Origin of the sequence: Streptomyces geranii (assembly GCF_002954775.1) — a bacterium.
Taxonomy (GTDB): Bacteria; Actinomycetota; Actinomycetes; order Streptomycetales; family Streptomycetaceae; genus Streptomyces; species Streptomyces geranii.
In genome coordinates this window covers 1-18164 of record NZ_PJME01000019.1, presented here as the reverse complement: position 1 = coordinate 18164, position 18164 = coordinate 1, and the positions used below count along the sequence as shown (strand labels likewise).

General features: G+C 69.6%; 14 protein-coding genes. 8 read left to right on the top strand and 6 right to left on the bottom strand.

What is annotated here, in order from left to right; all coding sequences use genetic code 11:
• Positions 1-28 precede the first annotated feature (28 nt).
• Positions 29-1222 carry an RtcB family protein gene (locus CW359_RS24200; RefSeq protein ID WP_105972215.1) on the bottom strand — a complete coding sequence of 398 codons (1194 nt, stop codon included), beginning with the start codon at positions 1220-1222 and terminating at the stop codon, positions 29-31.
• Positions 1223-1446: 224 nt separating this feature from the next.
• On the opposite strand from CW359_RS24200, the gene CW359_RS45410 reads away from it, so the two are divergent.
• The 3 genes from CW359_RS45410 (at position 1447) to CW359_RS24185 (ending at position 4793) form a co-directional block, all read left to right on the top strand.
• Positions 1447-2289 (top strand): DUF3558 domain-containing protein, encoded by an 843-nt coding sequence (locus tag CW359_RS45410; protein ID WP_157968627.1) that lies wholly within the window; start codon positions 1447-1449, stop codon positions 2287-2289.
• 151 nt (positions 2290-2440) lie between these two features.
• Complete coding sequence (locus CW359_RS24190) at positions 2441-3361, top strand: DUF3558 domain-containing protein (protein ID WP_232838564.1); 921 nt, start codon at positions 2441-2443, stop codon at positions 3359-3361.
• A gap of 79 nt (positions 3362-3440) precedes the next feature.
• Positions 3441-4793, top strand: coding sequence for a DUF2637 domain-containing protein (locus CW359_RS24185; protein WP_105972213.1), 1353 nt, complete (start codon positions 3441-3443; stop codon positions 4791-4793).
• A gap of 104 nt (positions 4794-4897) precedes the next feature.
• On the opposite strand, the gene lysS is transcribed toward CW359_RS24185, so the two are convergent.
• Entirely contained in the window at positions 4898-6643 is a 1746-nt protein-coding gene (gene lysS, locus CW359_RS24180; RefSeq protein ID WP_105972212.1) for a lysine--tRNA ligase, read from the bottom strand.
• A gap of 261 nt (positions 6644-6904) precedes the next feature.
• Between lysS and hemB the strand changes: the two genes are divergently transcribed.
• Positions 6905-7894: a porphobilinogen synthase gene (gene hemB, locus CW359_RS24175; protein ID WP_105972211.1), complete on the top strand. Its 990-nt coding sequence runs from the start codon at positions 6905-6907 to the stop codon at positions 7892-7894.
• Here hemB and CW359_RS45925 read toward each other — a convergent pair.
• Positions 7861-8025, bottom strand: coding sequence for a hypothetical protein (locus CW359_RS45925; protein ID WP_198655365.1), 165 nt, complete (start codon positions 8023-8025; stop codon positions 7861-7863). The genes hemB and CW359_RS45925 overlap by 34 nt on opposite strands.
• A 355-nt stretch (positions 8026-8380) precedes the next feature.
• On the opposite strand from CW359_RS45925, the gene CW359_RS24170 reads away from it, so the two are divergent.
• Entirely contained in the window at positions 8381-9283 is a 903-nt protein-coding gene (locus CW359_RS24170) for an SAM-dependent methyltransferase (RefSeq protein ID WP_105972210.1), read from the top strand.
• A 107-nt stretch (positions 9284-9390) separates the two neighbouring features.
• Here the strand turns inward: CW359_RS24170 and CW359_RS24165 are convergent, their stop codons facing one another.
• Positions 9391-10143 (bottom strand): dienelactone hydrolase family protein, encoded by a 753-nt coding sequence (locus tag CW359_RS24165; RefSeq protein ID WP_105972209.1) that lies wholly within the window; start codon positions 10141-10143, stop codon positions 9391-9393.
• A 180-nt stretch (positions 10144-10323) separates the two neighbouring features.
• Positions 10324-11142 carry a DUF4253 domain-containing protein gene (locus CW359_RS24160; RefSeq protein ID WP_105972208.1) on the bottom strand — a complete coding sequence of 273 codons (819 nt, stop codon included), beginning with the start codon at positions 11140-11142 and terminating at the stop codon, positions 10324-10326.
• Between the two features lie 380 nt (positions 11143-11522).
• Here CW359_RS24160 and CW359_RS24155 point away from each other — a divergent pair, with 380 nt between their 5' ends.
• From CW359_RS24155 to CW359_RS47145, 3 genes are all read left to right on the top strand, one after another.
• The gene (locus tag CW359_RS24155; RefSeq protein WP_105972207.1) at positions 11523-11891 is read left to right on the top strand and encodes a DUF805 domain-containing protein; all 369 of its coding nucleotides are present in this window, start codon (positions 11523-11525) and stop codon (positions 11889-11891) included.
• A gap of 283 nt (positions 11892-12174) precedes the next feature.
• Positions 12175-14148 carry a P-loop ATPase, Sll1717 family gene (locus CW359_RS24150; RefSeq protein WP_105972206.1) on the top strand — a complete coding sequence of 658 codons (1974 nt, stop codon included), beginning with the start codon at positions 12175-12177 and terminating at the stop codon, positions 14146-14148.
• A 165-nt stretch (positions 14149-14313) separates the two neighbouring features.
• Entirely contained in the window at positions 14314-15915 is a 1602-nt protein-coding gene (locus tag CW359_RS47145) for a serine/threonine-protein kinase (protein WP_112410742.1), read from the top strand.
• Between the two features lie 33 nt (positions 15916-15948).
• Here the strand turns inward: CW359_RS47145 and argS are convergent, their stop codons facing one another.
• On the bottom strand, positions 15949-17727 hold the full coding sequence (gene argS / locus CW359_RS24140; RefSeq protein WP_105972205.1) for an arginine--tRNA ligase: 1779 nt from the start codon (positions 17725-17727) through the stop codon (positions 15949-15951).
• Positions 17728-18164: the final 437 nt, after the last annotated feature.

Below are 18164 nucleotides of genomic sequence, written 5' to 3'. Positions count from 1 at the left end.
ACTCGCAGCACTCGGAGCCAGACCCGGGCTAACCCTTCACGCAGACGACCTGCTTGAGCTTCGCCACGACCTCCACCAGGTCCCGCTGCTGCTCGATGACCTGCTCGATCGGCTTGTAGGCGCCCGGGATCTCGTCCACGACGCCGGAGTCCTTGCGGCACTCCACGCCACGTGTCTGCTCCTCCAGGTCCTGCGTCGAGAAGCGCCGCTTGGCCGCGTTGCGGCTCATGCGCCGACCGGCGCCGTGGGACGCCGAGTTGAAGGACTTCTCGTTGCCGAGGCCCTTCACGATGTACGAACCCGTGCCCATGGAGCCCGGGATGATCCCGTACTCGCCGGAGCCGGCCCGGATCGCGCCCTTGCGGGTGACGAGCAGGTCCATGCCCTCGTACCGCTCCTCGGCCACGTAGTTGTGGTGAGCGCTGATCTCCGGTTCGAAGGTCGGCTTGGCCTTGCGGAACTCCTTGCGGACCACGTCCTTCAGGAGCGCCATCATGAGCGTGCGGTTGTACTTCGCGTACTCCTGCGCCCAGAAGAGGTCGTTGCGGTAGGCCGCCATCTGCGGGGTGTCCGAGATGAAGACGGCGAGGTCGCGGTCGACCAGACCCTGGTTGTGCGGAAGCTTCTGGGCCACGCCGATGTGGAACTCGGCCAGTTCCTTGCCGATGTTGCGGGAACCGGAGTGCAGCATCAGCCAGACGGAATCGGTCGTGTCTACGCAGATCTCGACAAAATGATTGCCCCCGCCGAGCGTTCCGATCTGCTTCACGGCGCGGTCGTGACGGAACTTGACCGCATCGGCGATGCCGTCGAACCGCCCCCAGAAGTCGTCCCACCCGCCGGTCGCGAACCCGTGCAGCCGCCCCGGATCGACGGGACTGTCGTGCATCCCGCGCCCCACCGGAATCGCCTCCTCCACCTTCGACCGCAGCCGCGACAGATCCCCCGGCAGGTCGTTCGCCGTCAGGGACGTCCTGACCGCCGACATACCGCAGCCGATGTCCACGCCCACCGCAGCGGGGCACACGGCCCCCTGCATCGCGATGACCGACCCGACCGTCGCCCCCTTGCCGAAGTGGACGTCCGGCATGACCGCGAGGCCCTTGATCCACGGCAGCGTCGACACGTTCCGCAGCTGCTGCATCGCGACGTCCTCGACCGACGCCGGGTCCGCCCACATACGGATGGGTACCTTCGCGCCCGGCACTTCCACGTACGACATCTCGTCCTCATTCCCCCGGAGTTATGGCAAACAAAACAGAAGTCTCTAATCGCAATACCGGCGCCAAGGTCAACGAAAGGGATGCCGGACCGGCGTTCACGGTGGTGCGTGCGATAGACATTGTCTGCCGGAGGCGCCCCTGTGCGGCAAGCGATTAACCAGCGGGGACACTGGTACCGGCACACCACGCAAAGATCGTCCGCATCGTCGAGAGGAACCTGACCGTGCAGCGGAAGGCGTACGTACCCGGCGTCGCCGTGCTCCTCGCGGCGTTGCTGGCCGGCTGCACCGGCGGCTCCGGCGGCGACGACACCGCCGAGGACGCCAAGCCCGGCGACACCGGCACCACGACCGCCGCGGCCCAGCCCGGCCGGTACGACACGCTCCCCGAACCCTGCGGCGCGGTCAGCCACAGCACCCTCGACTCCCTCCTCCCCGGCATCACCCAGCTCACGGACGAGGAGCAGCGGGAGCAGGCGTACGAGGGCGAGTCGACCCTCACCTACAACACGGACCGCAAGGTCGGCTGCCGCTGGAAGGTGGAGTCCACGGACGCCACCGACCACCTCCTCGTCGACTTCGAACGGGTCGTGTCCTACGACAACTCCGTGAGCGACGACAGCCAGGCGACCGACCTCTTCGCGAACAAGGTGGTCGCCGCCGACCTGCCGGAGCCCGTCGCCTCCCCCACCCCCACCGAGTCCGCCTCCCCAACCGCCTCCGCCACCCCCACGGACGCGGCCTCGGCGTCGGTGTCCACCTCCACAGCCCCCTCCACCTCCACGTCCGCCTCTCCCGACGCGAGCGAGGACGCCGAGGACGCCGCCGCCCTCCAGCCCCGTCTCCTCGACGGCCTCGGCGACGAGGCGTTCCTCGACGACGAGCTGAGCGGCGCCGCTTCAACGGCCCAGCAGCGCACGGTGACTGTGGCGTTCCGCACGTCCAACGTGATCGTGACCATCGAGTACGTCGAGCAGCCGGCCACGCTCGGCACCGTCCCGGACAGCAAGGAAATGCAGGACAGGGCGCGGAAACTGGCCTCCCAGCTCGCCGGCGCCTTCGACTGACGGGCGTCCCGCGGACCCCCGTACCGCCCCTCCGCAAAGGGAGTGAAGCTGGGCGACGCGCGCCCCTCACCGCGTACCGTGGCCCCTCGGACCCGATCCGACCGCAGGAACCGAGAGCCGCAGGAACCACCGCGCGATGAGTGAAGGAACCATGCACCGACCCGCACAGCGAGACCACCGAGACGCCCGGCCCGGCCGGACCGCCACCGTGACGCCGAGGCGACTGCACCGAACCCTCGCCACCCTCGCAGCCGTCCCCGTACTGCTCCTCGCGGCCGTCGGCTGCTCCTCCGACTCGGGGTCGGACTCCGGCTCGGCGGCCGGTTCCGCCGACAACGCGGCGAAGGACACGGACGCCACCGGCGCGGGCGAGACGGTCAGCGCGTCGCCGACCGTGCAGGCGGCGGCGTACCAGAAGATCCCGGAGCCGTGTGCGGCGCTGACGACGAAGACGCTGAAGGAACTCGTCCCGAAGGGGGTGAAGTCGGGCAAGGAGGGCTCGTCCAACGACACCTCCACGCGCGGCAGTTGCTCCTGGACGAGCCTCACCAACAACGGCGTGAAGGGCTCCCAGTTCCGCTGGCTGAACGTGTCCCTGCTGCGCTTCGAGTCGACCGCGGCCCGCGGCTCCGGCGACGAGCTGGCGCAGGCGTACTACGAGAGCCAGGTGGACGACGCCCAGTCGGTGGCGGGCGCGAAGAACGTCAGTTCGCAGCCGGTGCCTGGCACGGGCGACGACGCGACGTCGGTGCGCTACGACCTGAAGAAGAAGGAAGGCGCCTTCCGGCAGCAGACGGTGGTCGTCCGGGTCGAGAACGTCGTCGTGACCCTCGACTACAACGGCGCCGGACTCGCGGGCGAGAAGACGCCGACCGCGGACAGCCTGTCGAAGGCGGCGGTGAAGGCGGTCAAGGAGGCGGTGACGAAGGTGTCGGCGGCGAACGACGACGCGGCGACCCCGGCCCCCACCAACTCCCCTACCTCCTCGGCGAGTTCGTCGGCGAAGCCGAGCGCGACCCCGTCCGGGTCGGCGTCCGCGTCGGCCAGTCCTTCCGCATCGAAGAAGAACTGACTTTGTCTCGGCAATACGTACGCCGCACACATGTGCCACCCTGTTGCGCGCAACAGCACGCACAGGGAGGGGAGTACGGGTGGCCGCGCCAATCCAACTGACACGAACGCACCGGGTGCTCATCGGCGTGGTCGTGTTCGGCGCCGTGATCATCGCCGGGATCGGCTTCGCGGGGTCGTACGCGGCCGTCCGCGAACTGGCGATCCAGAAGGGCTTCGGGAACTTCAGCTACGTCTTCCCGATCGGCATCGACGCGGGCATCTGCGTCCTGCTCGCCCTCGACCTTCTCCTCACCTGGATCAGGATCCCCTTCCCGCTGCTGCGCCAGACGGCGTGGCTGCTGACGATGGCGACCATCGCCTTCAACGGCGCGGCGGCCTGGCCCGACCCGCTGGGCGTCGGCATGCACGCCGTCATCCCGGTCCTGTTCGTCGTCTCCGTCGAAGCGGCCCGGCACGCCATCGGCCGCATGGCCGACATCACCGCCGACAAGCACATGGAGGGCGTCCGCCTCACCCGCTGGCTGCTCTCCCCCCTCCCCACCTTCCTCCTCTGGCGCCGGATGAAGCTGTGGGAACTGCGCTCCTACGACCAGGTCATCAAGCTGGAGCAGGAACGCCTCGTCTACCAGGCCCGCCTGCACGCCCGCTTCGGCCGCGCCTGGCGCCGCAAGGCCCCGGTCGAGTCCCTGATGCCCCTGCGCCTGGCCCGCTACGGCGTCCCCCTCGCGGAAACGGCCCCCTCGGGCCTGGCGGCGGCGGGCATCGAACCGGCCCTGCTCCCCCCGGCGCCGGCCCCGCAGCCGGAACTGGCCTCCGCCGCACCGGCGGTCGTGTCCCCGGTGGAGCAGCGCCGCCCCGAGATCGAGGCCGAACCGCGGCAGCAGCAGCCCGTGCAGCCGCAGGAGGTCCCGCCGGAGGAGAGCCCGTGGTTCGCCGCGGCGGCCTCCCCCCAGGAGGTCGTGTACGAGGGCGGCTACGACCCGACGTACGACCCCGAGCAGGACCAGATGTGGGCCCAGTACGAGGCCCAGCAGGCGCAGTACGAGGCCCAGCAGGCCCAGTTCGAGGCGCAGCAGCAGTACGAGCAGCAGCCGTTCCCGCAGCAGGTCTTCCCGCAACGCTTCGAGGAGGATCCGTCGGCCCTCGACCCGGAGCCCTCTCCGGAGGACACCGGCACCTTCCCGATCCCGGCGGGACCGGGCCGCACCCGTGAGATGGGCGCGGGCGGCGGCCCCCCGGAGCCGACCGAGGACGACTTCTACCTGGTCTTCAAGAAGTCGATAGACGGCAGCTACCCGACCTCGGGCCAGTTCAGGGGCGATGTCGAGGCGACGTACGGCACGAAGCTCCCGCAGCGCGAGGCCGACCGCATGGTCAACCGCTTCACCAACCGCCACACGGCGGAGCTGCAGGAGGACCACATCGCGTAGTGGCACCCAGGTGCTACGACGAAACACATACCCCAGTGCTACGACGAACGGGGCGCCCGGAGAGCTGACTCCGGGCGCCCCGTCCTCGTACGCACGACTGGCCGCTACTCCCCCAGCAGGGCCCGAACCCGCTCCTGCCCCACGGCCAGCAGCAGCGTGGGCAGCCGGGGCCCGGTGTCGCGGCCGACGAGCAGGACGTACAGCAGGGCGAAGAACGTCCGCTGGGCGACCTTGATCTCGGCGGGGAGTTCCTTGGCGGTGGCGTCGGCGGGGAATCCGGCCTGGACCTTGGGCACGCCGTACACGAGATCGGTGAGCCCGTCGAGGGACCAGTTGTCCGCGAGCCCATCGACCAGCAGCCGAAGCGACTGCCGCCCCTGCTCATCAAGGGACTTGATCAGCTCGCTGTCGGGCTCGGCGCGCACGACGGTCCGCTGATCGGCCGGCACCTGGGTGTTGATCCAGGCCTCGGCCTTGTCGAGCCGGGGCCGCACGACGTCGAGCGAGGAGAGCGGGTCGGAGGGGTCCAGCTCGCTCAGGATCCGCAGCGTCTGGTCCTCCGCCCCGGCGGTGATGTCGGCGACGGAGGCAAGCGTCCGATACGGCAACGCCCGCGCCGTACGCGGCAGTTCGCCCCCCGCGGTACGCACCGCACGGGAGTGCGCCGCGACGTCGGCGGGCAGCGCGGAGCCGTCGGCGACCTTGGCGTCGAGCTTGTCCCACTCGTCGTACAGCCGCTGGATCTCCTGGTCGAAGGCGATCTTGAACGACTGGTTGGGCCGGCGGCGGGCGTAGAGCCAGCGCAGGATCTGCGGCTCCATGATCTTCAGCGCGTCACCGGGCGTGGGCACACCGCCCTTGCTGCTGGACATCTTGGCCATGCCGCTGATGCCCACGAAGGCGTACATGGGCCCGATCGGCTGCTTGCCGCCGAAAACACTGCCGACGATCTGCCCACCGACCTGGAAGCTGGACCCGGGGGACGAGTGGTCGACACCGGAGGGCTCGAAGACGACGCCCTCATAGGCCCACCGCATGGGCCAGTCGACCTTCCAGACGAGCTTGCCGCGGTTGAACTCGCTGAGCAGCACACTCTCGGAGAACCCGCACTCCGTGCAGACGTAGGTCAGCTCGGTGGTGTCGTCGTCGTAGGCGGTGACGGTGGTGAGGTCCTTGCCGCAGCCACCGCAGAAGGGCTTGTACGGGAAGTACCCGGCGGACCCGGAACTCCCGTCGTCCTCACCGGCGGCACCGGACCCTTCGGCGGCGGAGATCTCGGCGTCGTCAACGGCCTTCTGCTGAGGCTTCTTGGCGGGCGCCTTCTTGGTCCGGTACTGCTCAAGGATGGCGTCGATGTCGGCCCGGTGCTTCATGGCGTGCAGGATCTGCGCGCGATAGACCCCGGAGGTGTACTGCGCGGTCTGGCTGATCCCGTCGAACTCGACGCCCAGCTCGGCGAGGGCGTCGACCATGGCGGCCTTGAAGTGCTCGGCCCAGTTGGGGTGGGCGGACCCGCGGGGAGCGGGCACGGAGGTGAGGGGCCGCCCGATGTGCTCGCTCCAGGACTCGTCGACCCCCTCGACCCCGTTGGGCACCTTCCGGTACCGGTCGTAGTCGTCCCAGGAGATGAGATGACGGACCGAGTACCCCCGCCGCCGCACCTCGTCGGCGACCAGGTGTGGGGTCATGACCTCGCGGAGATTCCCCAGGTGAATGGGCCCGGAGGGAGACAGCCCCGAGGCGACGACAACAGGTTTGCCGGGGGCTCGGCGCTCCGACTCCTCGATGACCTCATCCGCGAAACGGGAGACCCAGTCGGTGGTCTCGGTGCTCTGAGCCACGATCGGCACGTCCTCTTTATCTAAGAGTTCCTCAAGGCCAGCCGGAACGGTCCCCCGACTGACCACTACATTCTCCCAGCTCCCCCCAGAACAACGAAAACGCCTTTCCAACCAGCCACCTTTTCCTCGCCCCCGCCGCCCCTACCCGTACCCATCCCTGGCGGCTGCGCCCCCAGGGATGGGTACGGGTAGGGGCGGCGGGGGCGAAGGAAAGTCGGTTCGACGGTACGTCGGTAAAGGCCCACACCCCCCAGGCGTAGCGTGGGAACCATGTCGAAGTACGGATCCTTTCCCGGCACCCGCCCCCGGCGCCTACGCACCACCCCCACCATGCGCCGCATGGTCGCCGAGACCCGACTCCACCCCGCCGACTTCATCCTCCCCGCCTTCGTCCGCGAGGGCGTCCCCGAACCCGTCCCCATCTCCGCGATGCCCGGCGTCGTACAGCACACCCGCGACAGCCTCAAGAAGGCCGCCGCGGAGGCCGTCGAGGCGGGCGTCTCCGGGATCATGCTGTTCGGGGTGCCGGAGGAGCACAAGAAGGACGCCCTCGGCACCCCCGGCACCGACCCGGACGGCATCCTCCAGGTAGCCATCCGCGACGTACGGGCCGAGGTCGGCGACGACCTCCTCGTCATGTCCGACCTGTGCCTGGACGAGACCACGGACCACGGCCACTGCGGGGTCCTGGACGCCGAGGGCCGCGTCGACAACGACGCGACCCTGGAGCGGTACGCGGAGATGGCCCAGGTGCAGGCGGACGCGGGAGCGCACATCGTCGGGCCGAGCGGGATGATGGACGGGCAGATCGGCGTCGTCCGCGACGCCCTCGACCAGATCGGCCGCGAGGACGTGGCGATCCTCGCGTACACCGCCAAGTACTCCTCCGCCTTCTACGGCCCCTTCCGCGAGGCCGTCGGCTCGTCTCTCAAGGGCGACCGCAAGACGTACCAGCAGGACCCGGCCAACGTCAGGGAGTCCCTCCGGGAGCTGGCGCTCGACCTGGAGGAGGGCGCCGACATCGTGATGGTGAAGCCGGCGGGACCGTATCTCGACATCCTCGCCCGGGTCGCCGACGCCGTGGACGTACCCGTGGCCGCCTACCAGATCTCCGGCGAGTACTCGATGATCGAGGCGGCGGCGGAGAAGGGCTGGGTCGACCGGGAGCGGGCCATCCTGGAGACCCTGACCGGCATCAAGCGGGCCGGCGCGCAGAACATCCTCACCTACTGGGCCACCGAGGCGGCACGCATGCTGTGAACCGTCGAGGGCCCCTCGTCCCGTACGCCCTCCCCGTCCTCGCACGCCGTGAGTGCGCCGAGCGCGACGAGCACGACCACCACGCCGGCGAGCAGACGCCTGCGGCGGGTACGGGGAACGCGTACGGACATGGGGGTGCCCTTTCCGAGAGTTGCCGAGGGAGGGAGCGGTGACCGACACGGAGCCGGAGCGGGAGCCAGAACCAGAGCGGGAACCGAAGCCGAACGCGAAGCGGAACCCGGAGCCGAAGCCGACTCCGGAGCCGTTCGACGGGCACCAGCTTGTGCCGCGATCCGTCCCAACGCCATGTTTTACCGGCACTCTGGGACGCCGCTCGACCCATCACCCACCTGACCTGCAAGGATGCCGTCCCGTTCAGGGACGGTCCGGGACGGCATGCTGTGGGTTTTCGATTCTCGAACATCAACTCCGGTCGCCAGCTAGGTTGTTGTTCGTTGAAGTTACTGCCCTCCAGGGAGAGGCCACATGAGCGGCGATGCTCTCAGTCAGGACCCCGCCGAGCTGAGAAGGAGGATCGACACCACGAAGGCCCACCCGGCCCGGGTGTACGACGTCTTCCTCGGCGGCAAGGACAACTACCCGGCCGACCGCAACGCGGCAGCCGCGGCGCTCGCCGCCAACCCGCGCGGGTACCTGGACGTCCGGCACAACCGCGACTTCATGCGCCGCGCGGTGACCGCGATGTCGGCGGACGAGGGCATCCGGCAGTTCCTGGACATCGGCACCGGACTGCCGACGCAGGACAACGTCCACCAGATCGCCCAGCGCGTCACCCCGGACACCCGGGTCGTGTACGTCGACAACGACCCGATCGTCCTCGCCCACGCCCGCGCCCTGCTCACCAGCGGGCCCGAGGGCCGTACGGACTACATCGACGCCGACCTCGCCGACCCGGCGCAGATCCTCGACCAGGCCCGCAAGACCCTGGACTTCGACCAGCCGATCGCGCTCGTCCTCGCGGCGATCCTGCACTTCGTGGCGGAGCCGGAGGCGTACGACATCGTGCGCGAGCTGGTCGCCGCGCTGCCGCCCGGCAGCCGTCTGGTCCTCAGCCACCTCACCGAGGACCTGAACCCGGAGAACATCCGCGCGGTCCAGCGGACGTACACGGAGCGCGGGTTCACCTTCGTGCTCCGTTCCAAGGCGGAGGTGGAGCGCTTCTTCGAGGAGAACGGCCTCACCCTCGACGAGCCGGGCGTTGTCCCCGCCCACCACTGGCGCCCGGACGGCAACGCACCGGTCCCGGAGGAGGTCGAGGCCTCGTACTTCGAGTCGCTGGACGACATCGAGAAGGTCCGCTACCGCGACATCAACGACGTCACGGACGCGGACATCAACGTGTACGGAGCGAGTGGCCGCAAGGCCTGACGACGGTACGGCAGGCGGGTGGCGCCGCCGGGAGACCTCCCCGCCCGGCACCACCCGCCACCAACTACCTGCCCGTCCCCTGCCGACTACCGGCTACCAGCTACCGGCTACTGCCGCTCGCCGTCCACCCGCTTGAGATGCCGGTCGAAGAACCGGTTCCCGTCGGCCACCTCGAACCACGGGGTGCCGGTGTGGCCGCCCGTGTTGGCGTGCAGGGTCTTCTCCTTGGTGCCGAAGGAGTCGAACAGGTCCAGGGCCCGCTCCCGGGGATTCCCCTCGTCGTCCCACTGCAGCAGGAGCAGCAGCGGAATGGTGACCTGGCGGGCCTCCTCGCGCTGGGCGAGCGGCACATACCCCCCGGCGAAGAACCCGGCGGCAGAGATACGCGGGTCCGCCACCGCCAGCCGGATGCCCACGGCGGTCCAGCCGGAGTAGCCGACCGGGCCGCCGATCTCGGGGAGTGTGAGCAGGGCGTCCAGGGCGGTCCGCCAGTCCGGGACGGCCTTCTCGACCAGCGGGCCGATGAACGACTCGAAGATCCCGTCGACCGGCTCACCGGCCTGCATGGCCCGGCGGATGTCGGCCCGGGCCTGCTCGTCGGCGGCGGAACGGGGCCGGTCCCCGCACCCGGCGGCGTCGATGCTGGCCACCGCGTAGCCGGACGCCACGGACTGCCGGGCCCTGGCCACCAGCCGGGGTTCCCGCTTGGGCAGGCCGTTGTTGTGGGCCATCAGGATCAGCGGAACCGGAGCGGCGGCCGAGGCGGCCTCGGGCGTCCAGAGGGTGCCGGGAATCTCACCGAGGACGAACTCGCGTTCGAGGGCGCCGTCGTCGAGGTGTTGTTCGGAGATGAAGTCCATGATCGTGCCTTTCGGGAGGCTCGGAGAACGGCGCTCCCGGACGACGACCTGTCTATCGCCCGACCGTGACCCCGGAGGGGAGCACCCACGTCGAAACAGCGTTCACGGGTACCACCTCCTCGTCCTGTCGCACGGCCACCCGCAAGCTAGCAGTGGCAGCCGACAGTCCGCCAGCGGATTTCAGTCCCACCAGAAGGACCAGGTCTCACTGGCCAGCAACTCGTGCTCGGCGTAGGCGCGCAGGGTGTCGTGCGTGCCCTGCGTGATGTTGTCCGGGCAGAACGCGAAGTGCTCGGCGGCGACCGCCTCGGCCTCGGCGAGAGTGGCCGGCGGGGCCGCCACCGACAGCGTCAGCTGGTTGAAGGTGAGCGCCAGGACCCGTATGCCGAAGCGGTCCTCCCAGGAGCGGAGTACGGCGCAGAGCCGGGCGGTGTCGCTCTCGTAGTTGGCGGGCCCCGACCAGCCGATGGCGGCGGGGATGTCGGCGGAGCGCCGGGCGGGCACGAGGGCGAGACGGGGCTCCTTGAAGGAGGACCCGGCGGCAAGGAGGGAGTCGGCGAGCCGAGCGACCAGGGCATCGGCCCCCACCCGCACAGTGGCGGAGTCGTCAGCGGAAGCAGCAACGGGACCGGGAACGGCAAGACCGGGCCAGTCCTCACCCTCCCCCGCGTACTCCTCCCAGAACCCGACGAGCACATCCTCGGGATCATGGTCCCCCGGGTAGGAACTGTCGGCGGGCATCAACTCCCAGCCCTCCGGCCCCCCTTGACCCCCACCCACCTCGACGACCACCGGTACGAGCCCTGCGGCCCCGCACGCGTCGTGCTGCGCGGCCCAGTCCCCGGGCGCGGACGGCGCGTCGGCATGCCAGAGCAGCGGCTCGTGCCAACGCCCGTCGTCCGTCGTGTCGATGAGCCTCCCGGCGGGGAGGGCGAGACCGAGCGTGCCGCCGGTCGGGTCGGCCGCGATTCTGGGCAGCGGATTGGGAAGTGTCGCCATGTCCGTGACTGTAGGGCCTGCCACTGACAACGCTCCCGGAAGCCTCTGGAAGCCCCTGGAAGCGGACGAGCGGGACGTGACGGGAGCAACGGTTCGAGATCGGTACGGTGTCGGCGCGGCCTCGAACTTGCGTCGGACTGGCAATGGAACGGCCATGGTTCGGGGGCCAGTTGGTGTCGATGCCGTGTGCAACCGGCGATCTTGCGCGGATCTGTCCTGAAATCGACGGCCACGGACGGCCGCCAACCCCGCCCACCGGACTCCGAACAGCCTACGACCTGCAACGAGCAACCGGATTGACGAGTTCCCGCCAGGCTCCGTAGCTTCTGCCCCTGGCCTAATCCGCTCGGTTGGCCCATATCGTTCCCTGGGGGGATCTCATGAACTACTACGTCGACATGCTCAAGAACTACGCGGTGTTCAGCGGGCGCGCGCGCCGCAAGCAGTACTGGATGGCCGCGCTGGTCTCCATCATCATCAGCATCGTGCTGACGGTCATCGACAACGCCATCGGCGTGCAGCTCCTCAGCACCGTGTACAGCCTGGCGGTCGTCGTCCCCGGCCTGGCCATCACCGCGCGCCGACTGCACGACACGGGCCGCTCGGCCTGGTGGATCCTGATCGCGTTCACGTTGATCGGCGCGATCGTGCTGCTGGTCTTCGTCTGCCTCGACAGCGACCCGGGCGACAACCAGCACGGCCCCAACCCGAAGGGCATCCCCTTCGACGGCGCGACCGCGAAGCTCTGACGCTCACCCCGAGGGCACAGTCCCCATGCCCAGGCCGCCCGGTACCTTCCGGGCGGCTTTCGGTGTTGCGGGGGTGGTTCAGCGGGCGGCGTAGGCGGTGAACCGCGCGCGGCCGTGCACGACAGCGGCCCGGGCACCCGCGCACTTCCCCGCCTCCCCCTTCGCAGTAGGGGAATCCTGCCGTTCAGGAAGTCCTGCCGTTTGGGGAGTCTTGCCGTTTACGGACGGTATGTCAGTCCCTGTCGCTACCTTGGTGTGCCAGTGATGACATCAGGGGGGACTGATGGCGGAGGGAGTCGCACGGCTGCCGGTGCTCGCCGACCTGCACTTCGGGCGCGAGGACGCCGAACGGGACGTCACCGAGGGCCTGTTGCTGCGCGGCGGGTTCCTGCCGAACGCCGCCTACCGTGCCGCCGTGGCCGGGCGGAAGATGCTGATCATCGGGCGCAAGGGCTCCGGCAAGAGCGCGATCCGCATGCAGTTGATGGCGGACGCGGACGCCGACGGCGGCTACGGCGGGGGAAAGGCCCTGGTCAGCCCGGACGAGGCCGCCGGAGAGGAGATCCGGCGGTTCGAGCTGCAAGGCCTGCCCGGGGACTCCGCCAAGGCGCTGATCTGGCGGTACCTGTTCGCCGTGCACGCCGCCCGGTATCTGGTGAGCCATGTGAAGGACGACGGCGCGCACGGCCGCCGGACTCCCGACTCGGTCAAGGCGGTGCACCGGTTCCTCAGGCAGAACGGGGAGTCGGCGGACGCGGGGCGCCTCGGCGAGCGGCTCGCGCAGGGCGCCAAGGGGCTCCAGACGTCGCTGTCCCTGGAGGCGTTCGGGGTCAAGGCGGCGGTCGACATGACCCGGGAGGCGTCCGAAGGGGCGCGCGCGGCACGGCAGTTGGACGTCGTCGAGGAGGGAGTCGCCCGCGCCTTCGAGGAGTTGGGGTGCGCGGGCGGTCGCGACGGCGCCGCCGGACATGAACCCCTGCTGCTCATGGTCGACGAGCTGGAGGTCGTGTGGTCGGCCGAGCCCGACAGCAACTCCATGGTCATCGGCCTCCTGTTGGCGGCCAAACACGCCGCCGGCCGCTACGGCCGGGCCGTCCGCCTGCTGCTGTTCCTGCGCGCCGACATCTACGACTCCCTGACCTTCGGGGAGGGGGACAAGTTCCACGGTGACGAACTGCGGATCACCTGGACCGAGCAGGCGTTACGGGACCTCGCGCTGGCCCGGGCCCGGGCGTCCGCCGGGGCGCGGCTGACCGAGACGGAGCTGTGGCGGGGGATCTTCCCGGAGCGCGTGGCCGATGAGGACACCGCGAGCCATGTGTTCGGCCGCTGCCTGCCCCGGCCGCGCGACGCCATCCAGTTCCTCAACCTCTGCCAGGAGACCGCCTGGCTGACGCATGGCCGAGAGCGGATCACGGAGGGGGACGTACTGCGGGCGGGCCGCCAGTTCTCCGCGTGGAAGCTGAAGGACCTGGCACTGGAGTACCTGGTCGCACACCCCTTCCTGAAGCAGCTGTTCCCGCTGTTCCAGAACACGGGGTACGTCGTCACCCGCAGCACGCTCGGCGGCCGTTTCGACGCGGCGGCCGGCACCCTGCACGGCCGGTTCCCGGCGTACGCGGAGGCCCTGACCCTGGAGGGCGTCGTCGACATCCTGTACGGGGTGGGCTTCCTCGGCGTACGGCGCGGCAACGACGTCGTGTTCGCGGCGGACGACCACCTGCCGGTGCAGCCGCACGAGACGGAGTTCCACGTCCACCGCTGCTTCCGGGAGGCGCTCGGCGCGACCAGCGCGATCGACATCCGGCGGTACGAGCCGCTGGCGGCGTTGAGCGCACGCATCGCGTCCGGCGCCCACGGCCCCCAGTCCTCGGGGACGACCCCCCGCAACCGTGACGACCTGCTGCTGGGCGAGCTGAGCCGCTCCTGCCACTCCATCCTGGCCCAGGTCAGCCGGGCGGTGACCCTGACGCCGGACGCCGGGGCCGAGATCACCCGGCAGATCGGCCGCGTACTCGACGACGCCCAGCGCATCCCGCCGGGTGCCGCCCTGTCGCTGGGGGTGCATGTGGACGGCCATCTCCTCTCCACCGCCCACTACTTCGAGGCGCTCGCCGCCCGCATCCTCGCCAGCGGCCTGGACGACGGCACGACGGGCGCCGGAGGCGTCGCCCACCGCATCGAGGAGGAGGTACGGCGACTGCGGCGGGTGGCCGGGGGCTCGTACGGCAGTTCGGGCAACTCGGGACGCTCATGACCCGCCCGCACACACACCCGCGGGGTGCGGGGCGATGTGCGGCGAAGGGCCACTCGCCGGGTCGCCGGAAAGCCATACTCGTAGCGGATATTCCGGACCGGACCACCGCACTGCGGCGGAAATCCGTCTACGCCGGAAATCCGGCTGACGAGGGGGAGGGAATCGGTGCGGGGAGTACTGCTCGCCGAGCGGTTTCGGATCGACGAATGGCTCGGCGCGGGCGGCATGGGCCAGGTCTGGTCCGCACAGGACGTGCGGATGCGGCGGAACGTCGCGGTCAAGGTGGTCCATCCGCAGTACGGCACGGTCGAGGCGGACGCGGAGACCCGGGCCAGATTCGAACGCGAGGTGCAGCTGGCGGGACGGCTCTCCCACCCGAACATCGTCACCGTCCACGACTGGGGCGAGGTGCTCGTCGACGAACGCCGCACCCTCTTCCTGGTCATGGAGCTGGTGGACGGGGAGTCGGTGGACCGGCGCCTCAAGCGCTGCCTGCCGCCCTGGCCGGAGGCGGTCTGCTGGGCGGCCCAGACGGCCGACGCGCTGCACGCCGCGCACCGCGAGGGAGTCGTCCACCGGGACGTCAAGCCGGCCAATGTGCTGATCACCCCTGAAGGTGATGTGAAAGTCGTCGACTTCGGAGTGGCCAAGTTCATGGGCGAGACCCTCGGCGCCCGCCGGCTCACCACCACGGGCTCCCGGATCGGCACCCTGTCGTACATGTCCCCGGAGCAGGCCGAGGGCCACCGGGACATCAACCACAGCAGTGATCTCTACTCCCTGGGCTGCCTCCTCTACGACGCGGTGACCGGCCGGCCGCCGTTCGTGGACGCCCGCAACCGCGACTGGGTGGTGGCCCAGAGTCACACGGAGGAGACCCCGGAGGCACCGTCCGTCCACGCCAAGGACATCCCCGCCGAGCTGGACGACCTCATCCTGCACCTGCTCGCCAAGAAGCCGGAGGACAGGCCGGCGGACGCGGCCGACGTCCACGAGACACTGTGCGGAATCCTGGTCGACCACGCCCTGACACCGGACGGCGAGTACTTCCTCGCCGACACCCGCCTCGGCCACGCCCACTCCATCACCAGGCGGGTGGTGACGCGGACCCGGCGGGCCTGGCAGGCGACGGCCTGGCAGGACCAGCCGGACGTCGTCCTGGAGGCGGCCCGCGCGGAAGCCGACAAACGCCGCTCCGAGGCGGCCGACCAGGCCGACGCCCTCCTCGCCCGGGCCGCCGCCGAGATCAGGGACCGGCACGAACAGGCCCGCCGCGAGACCGCCGAGACGATGAGGTCGGCGGGCGAGCGCTGCGACGCGCTGGTCACGGCGGCCGAGGAACAGCTCGAAAAGGCGAAGCTGAAGGCCAAGAACATGGTGTCGGAGGCCAACTCCGAGGCGGTACGGATCCGGATCGCGGCGGTCAAGAAGGCCGAGGGGCTCATGCAGGAGGCCGGCCAGAAGAGAGCCACGCTGATCCAGGAGGCGGAGGAACTACGGGCCGAGGCACTCCGCTACTCGAAGAACACGGCGGAGGAGAGCCGCCGCGAACTGGAGATCCTGGCCCGCCGCCGCGAGGACATCGGGGCGGAGGCCACCCGGGTCCAGGACGTCCTGGAGGCACTGGAGTCCTTCAAGATCCCGTCGGCAACCGCCGCAACCTCCGAAAGCACCGAGGCGAGGACGGAGGTAACCGAGGAAATCCCGGAGTACCCCCACCCCCACCTCCACCCCCGCAAGAAGCCGGGCAGACACCGAGCCGACTAGACCCCAAGAGGATCAAACTGGACCCCAAGGGGGTCAAAGCCTCTCAGGCGTCCTGATGCCCAGCAGGGCCATGCCCTGGTGAAGGGTCTTGGCGGTGACATCGGACAGGAACAGCCGGTTCTCGGCGATGTTCTGCGGCGGAGCCGGCTTGATCACCGGGCACTTGTCGTAGAACGTCGTGAACAGCGAGGCCAGTTGGTAGAGATAGGCGGCCATCTTGTGCGGCGCGTACTCCCCCGCCGCCTCCGCCACCGTCTCCGCGAACGCGTCCACGTGCAGGGCCAACGCCCGCTCCGCGTCGGCGAGTTCGAGTTCCGGATGAGCCTGCGGCCGTACCTCACCGGCCTTGCGCAGGATCGACTGGATCCGGGCGTACGCGTACTGCAGGTACACGCTCGTGTCGCCGTTGAGCGAGACCATCTGGTCCAGGTCGAACTTGTAGTCCCGGTTGGCGGAGGTGGACAGGTCGGCGTACTTGACGGCCCCGATACCGACCTGGGCGCCGCGCTCGGCGACCTCGGCGTCGGAGAGCTGCCCGAGGACGTCCTTCTCCCGTACGACGGTGGTCGCCCGGTCGACGGCCTCGTCCAGCAGATCCACCAGCCGTACGGTCTCGCCCTCACGCGTCTTGAACGGCTTGCCGTCCTTGCCGAGGACCGTGCCGAAGGCGAGCTGATACGCCTTGACGTCCTCGCCGTTGAGCCAGCCGGCCCGCCGCGCGGTCTCGAAGACCATCTTGAAGTGCAGGGACTGCCGGGCGTCGACGACGTAGATGAGGTTGTCGGCCTTGAGGTTGAAGACCCGGTCGCGGATGGCGGAGAGGTCGGTGGCGGCGTAGCCGTAGCCGCCGTCGGACTTCCGGATGATCAGCGGGACGGGATTGCCGTCGGGCCCTTTGACGTCGTCGAAGAAGACACAAAGAGCACCCTCGGAATGAACCGCGACCTTCTTCTCTTCGAGAATCCGGCAGGTCTCGTCAAGCATGTCGTTGTACCCGGACTCACCGACGATGTCGGCATCCCGGATCTCCATGTCGAGTTTCTCGAACACGGAGAAGAAGTAGATCTTCGACTCGTCGACGAACTTCTGCCAGGCGGCGAGGGTGGCGGGGTCACCGGCCTGGAGGTCGACCACCCGCAGCCGCGCCCGCGTCTTGAACTCCTCGTCGGAGTCGAAGAGTTTGCGGGCGGCCTTGTAGAGCCGGTCGAGGTTCGACATCGCCTCCTCACCGCTCGCCTGGGCCTCGGCCTTGTGGTCCAGCTCGTGCGGGTGCTCGTCGAGGTACTGGATGAGCATGCCGAACTGGGTGCCCCAGTCGCCGATGTGGTGCCGCCGGACGACGTTCTCACCGGTGAACTCAAGGAGTTGAACCACGGCATCACCGATGACAGCCGACCGAAGATGCCCGACGTGCATCTCCTTGGCCACGTTGGGCTGGGCATAGTCGATGACGGTGGTACCCGGACTGTCGGAGAAGGGCACACCGAGCCGCCCGTCGGAATCAGCACTCCGAGCGGCCAGATTCTCGATGATGGCCGTATCGGTAAGGGTGATGTTGAGGAACCCGGGCCCAGAGACCTCGATCTCCTTGATGACACCCCCGGAATCAACATTCCCGACGACCTGCGTGGCCAGCTCACGGGGATTGGCCTTGGCCTTCTTGGCGAGGGCGAGAATGCCGTTCGCCTGGAAGTCGGCCCGGTCACTGCGTCGCAGCAGCGGGTCCACGGGGGCTGCCTCCGGCAGGGTTGCCGAGAGGGCGTCCGCGAGTCGCTGATGAACGGAGGCGGTGAGGGACTTGACCGGGGCCATGGGGTTGGGTGCCGTTCTCCTGGTGGGTACGGATGGATGCCCCCAGTATCCCACGGGCAGCAAACGGGTTTCCGTCCCCATTTCCCTCGCCCCCGCCGCCCCTACCCGTCCCATCCTTCTGGGGGCTGCGCCCCCAGACCCCCGCTGGGTGGGTGGGCAAGGCGGGGGTGGGTGGGTGGTTGATCGGCCTTGACGGCCTCGTCCTCAAACGCCGGACGGGCTGAGGGGTGCCGGCCGGCGCTTGGCATTTCAGCCCGTCCGGCGTTTGAGGACGAGCGCGTTCAGCGCGACAACGGGGGTTCGGGGGCGGAGCCCCCGAAGGATGGGAACGGGTAGGGGCGGCGGGGGCGAAGAAAAAACCCCCCCCCCCCCCCCCCCCCCCCCCCCCCCGCCCCCCCCCCCCCCCCCCCCCACACCCCCCCCCCCCCCCCCCCCCC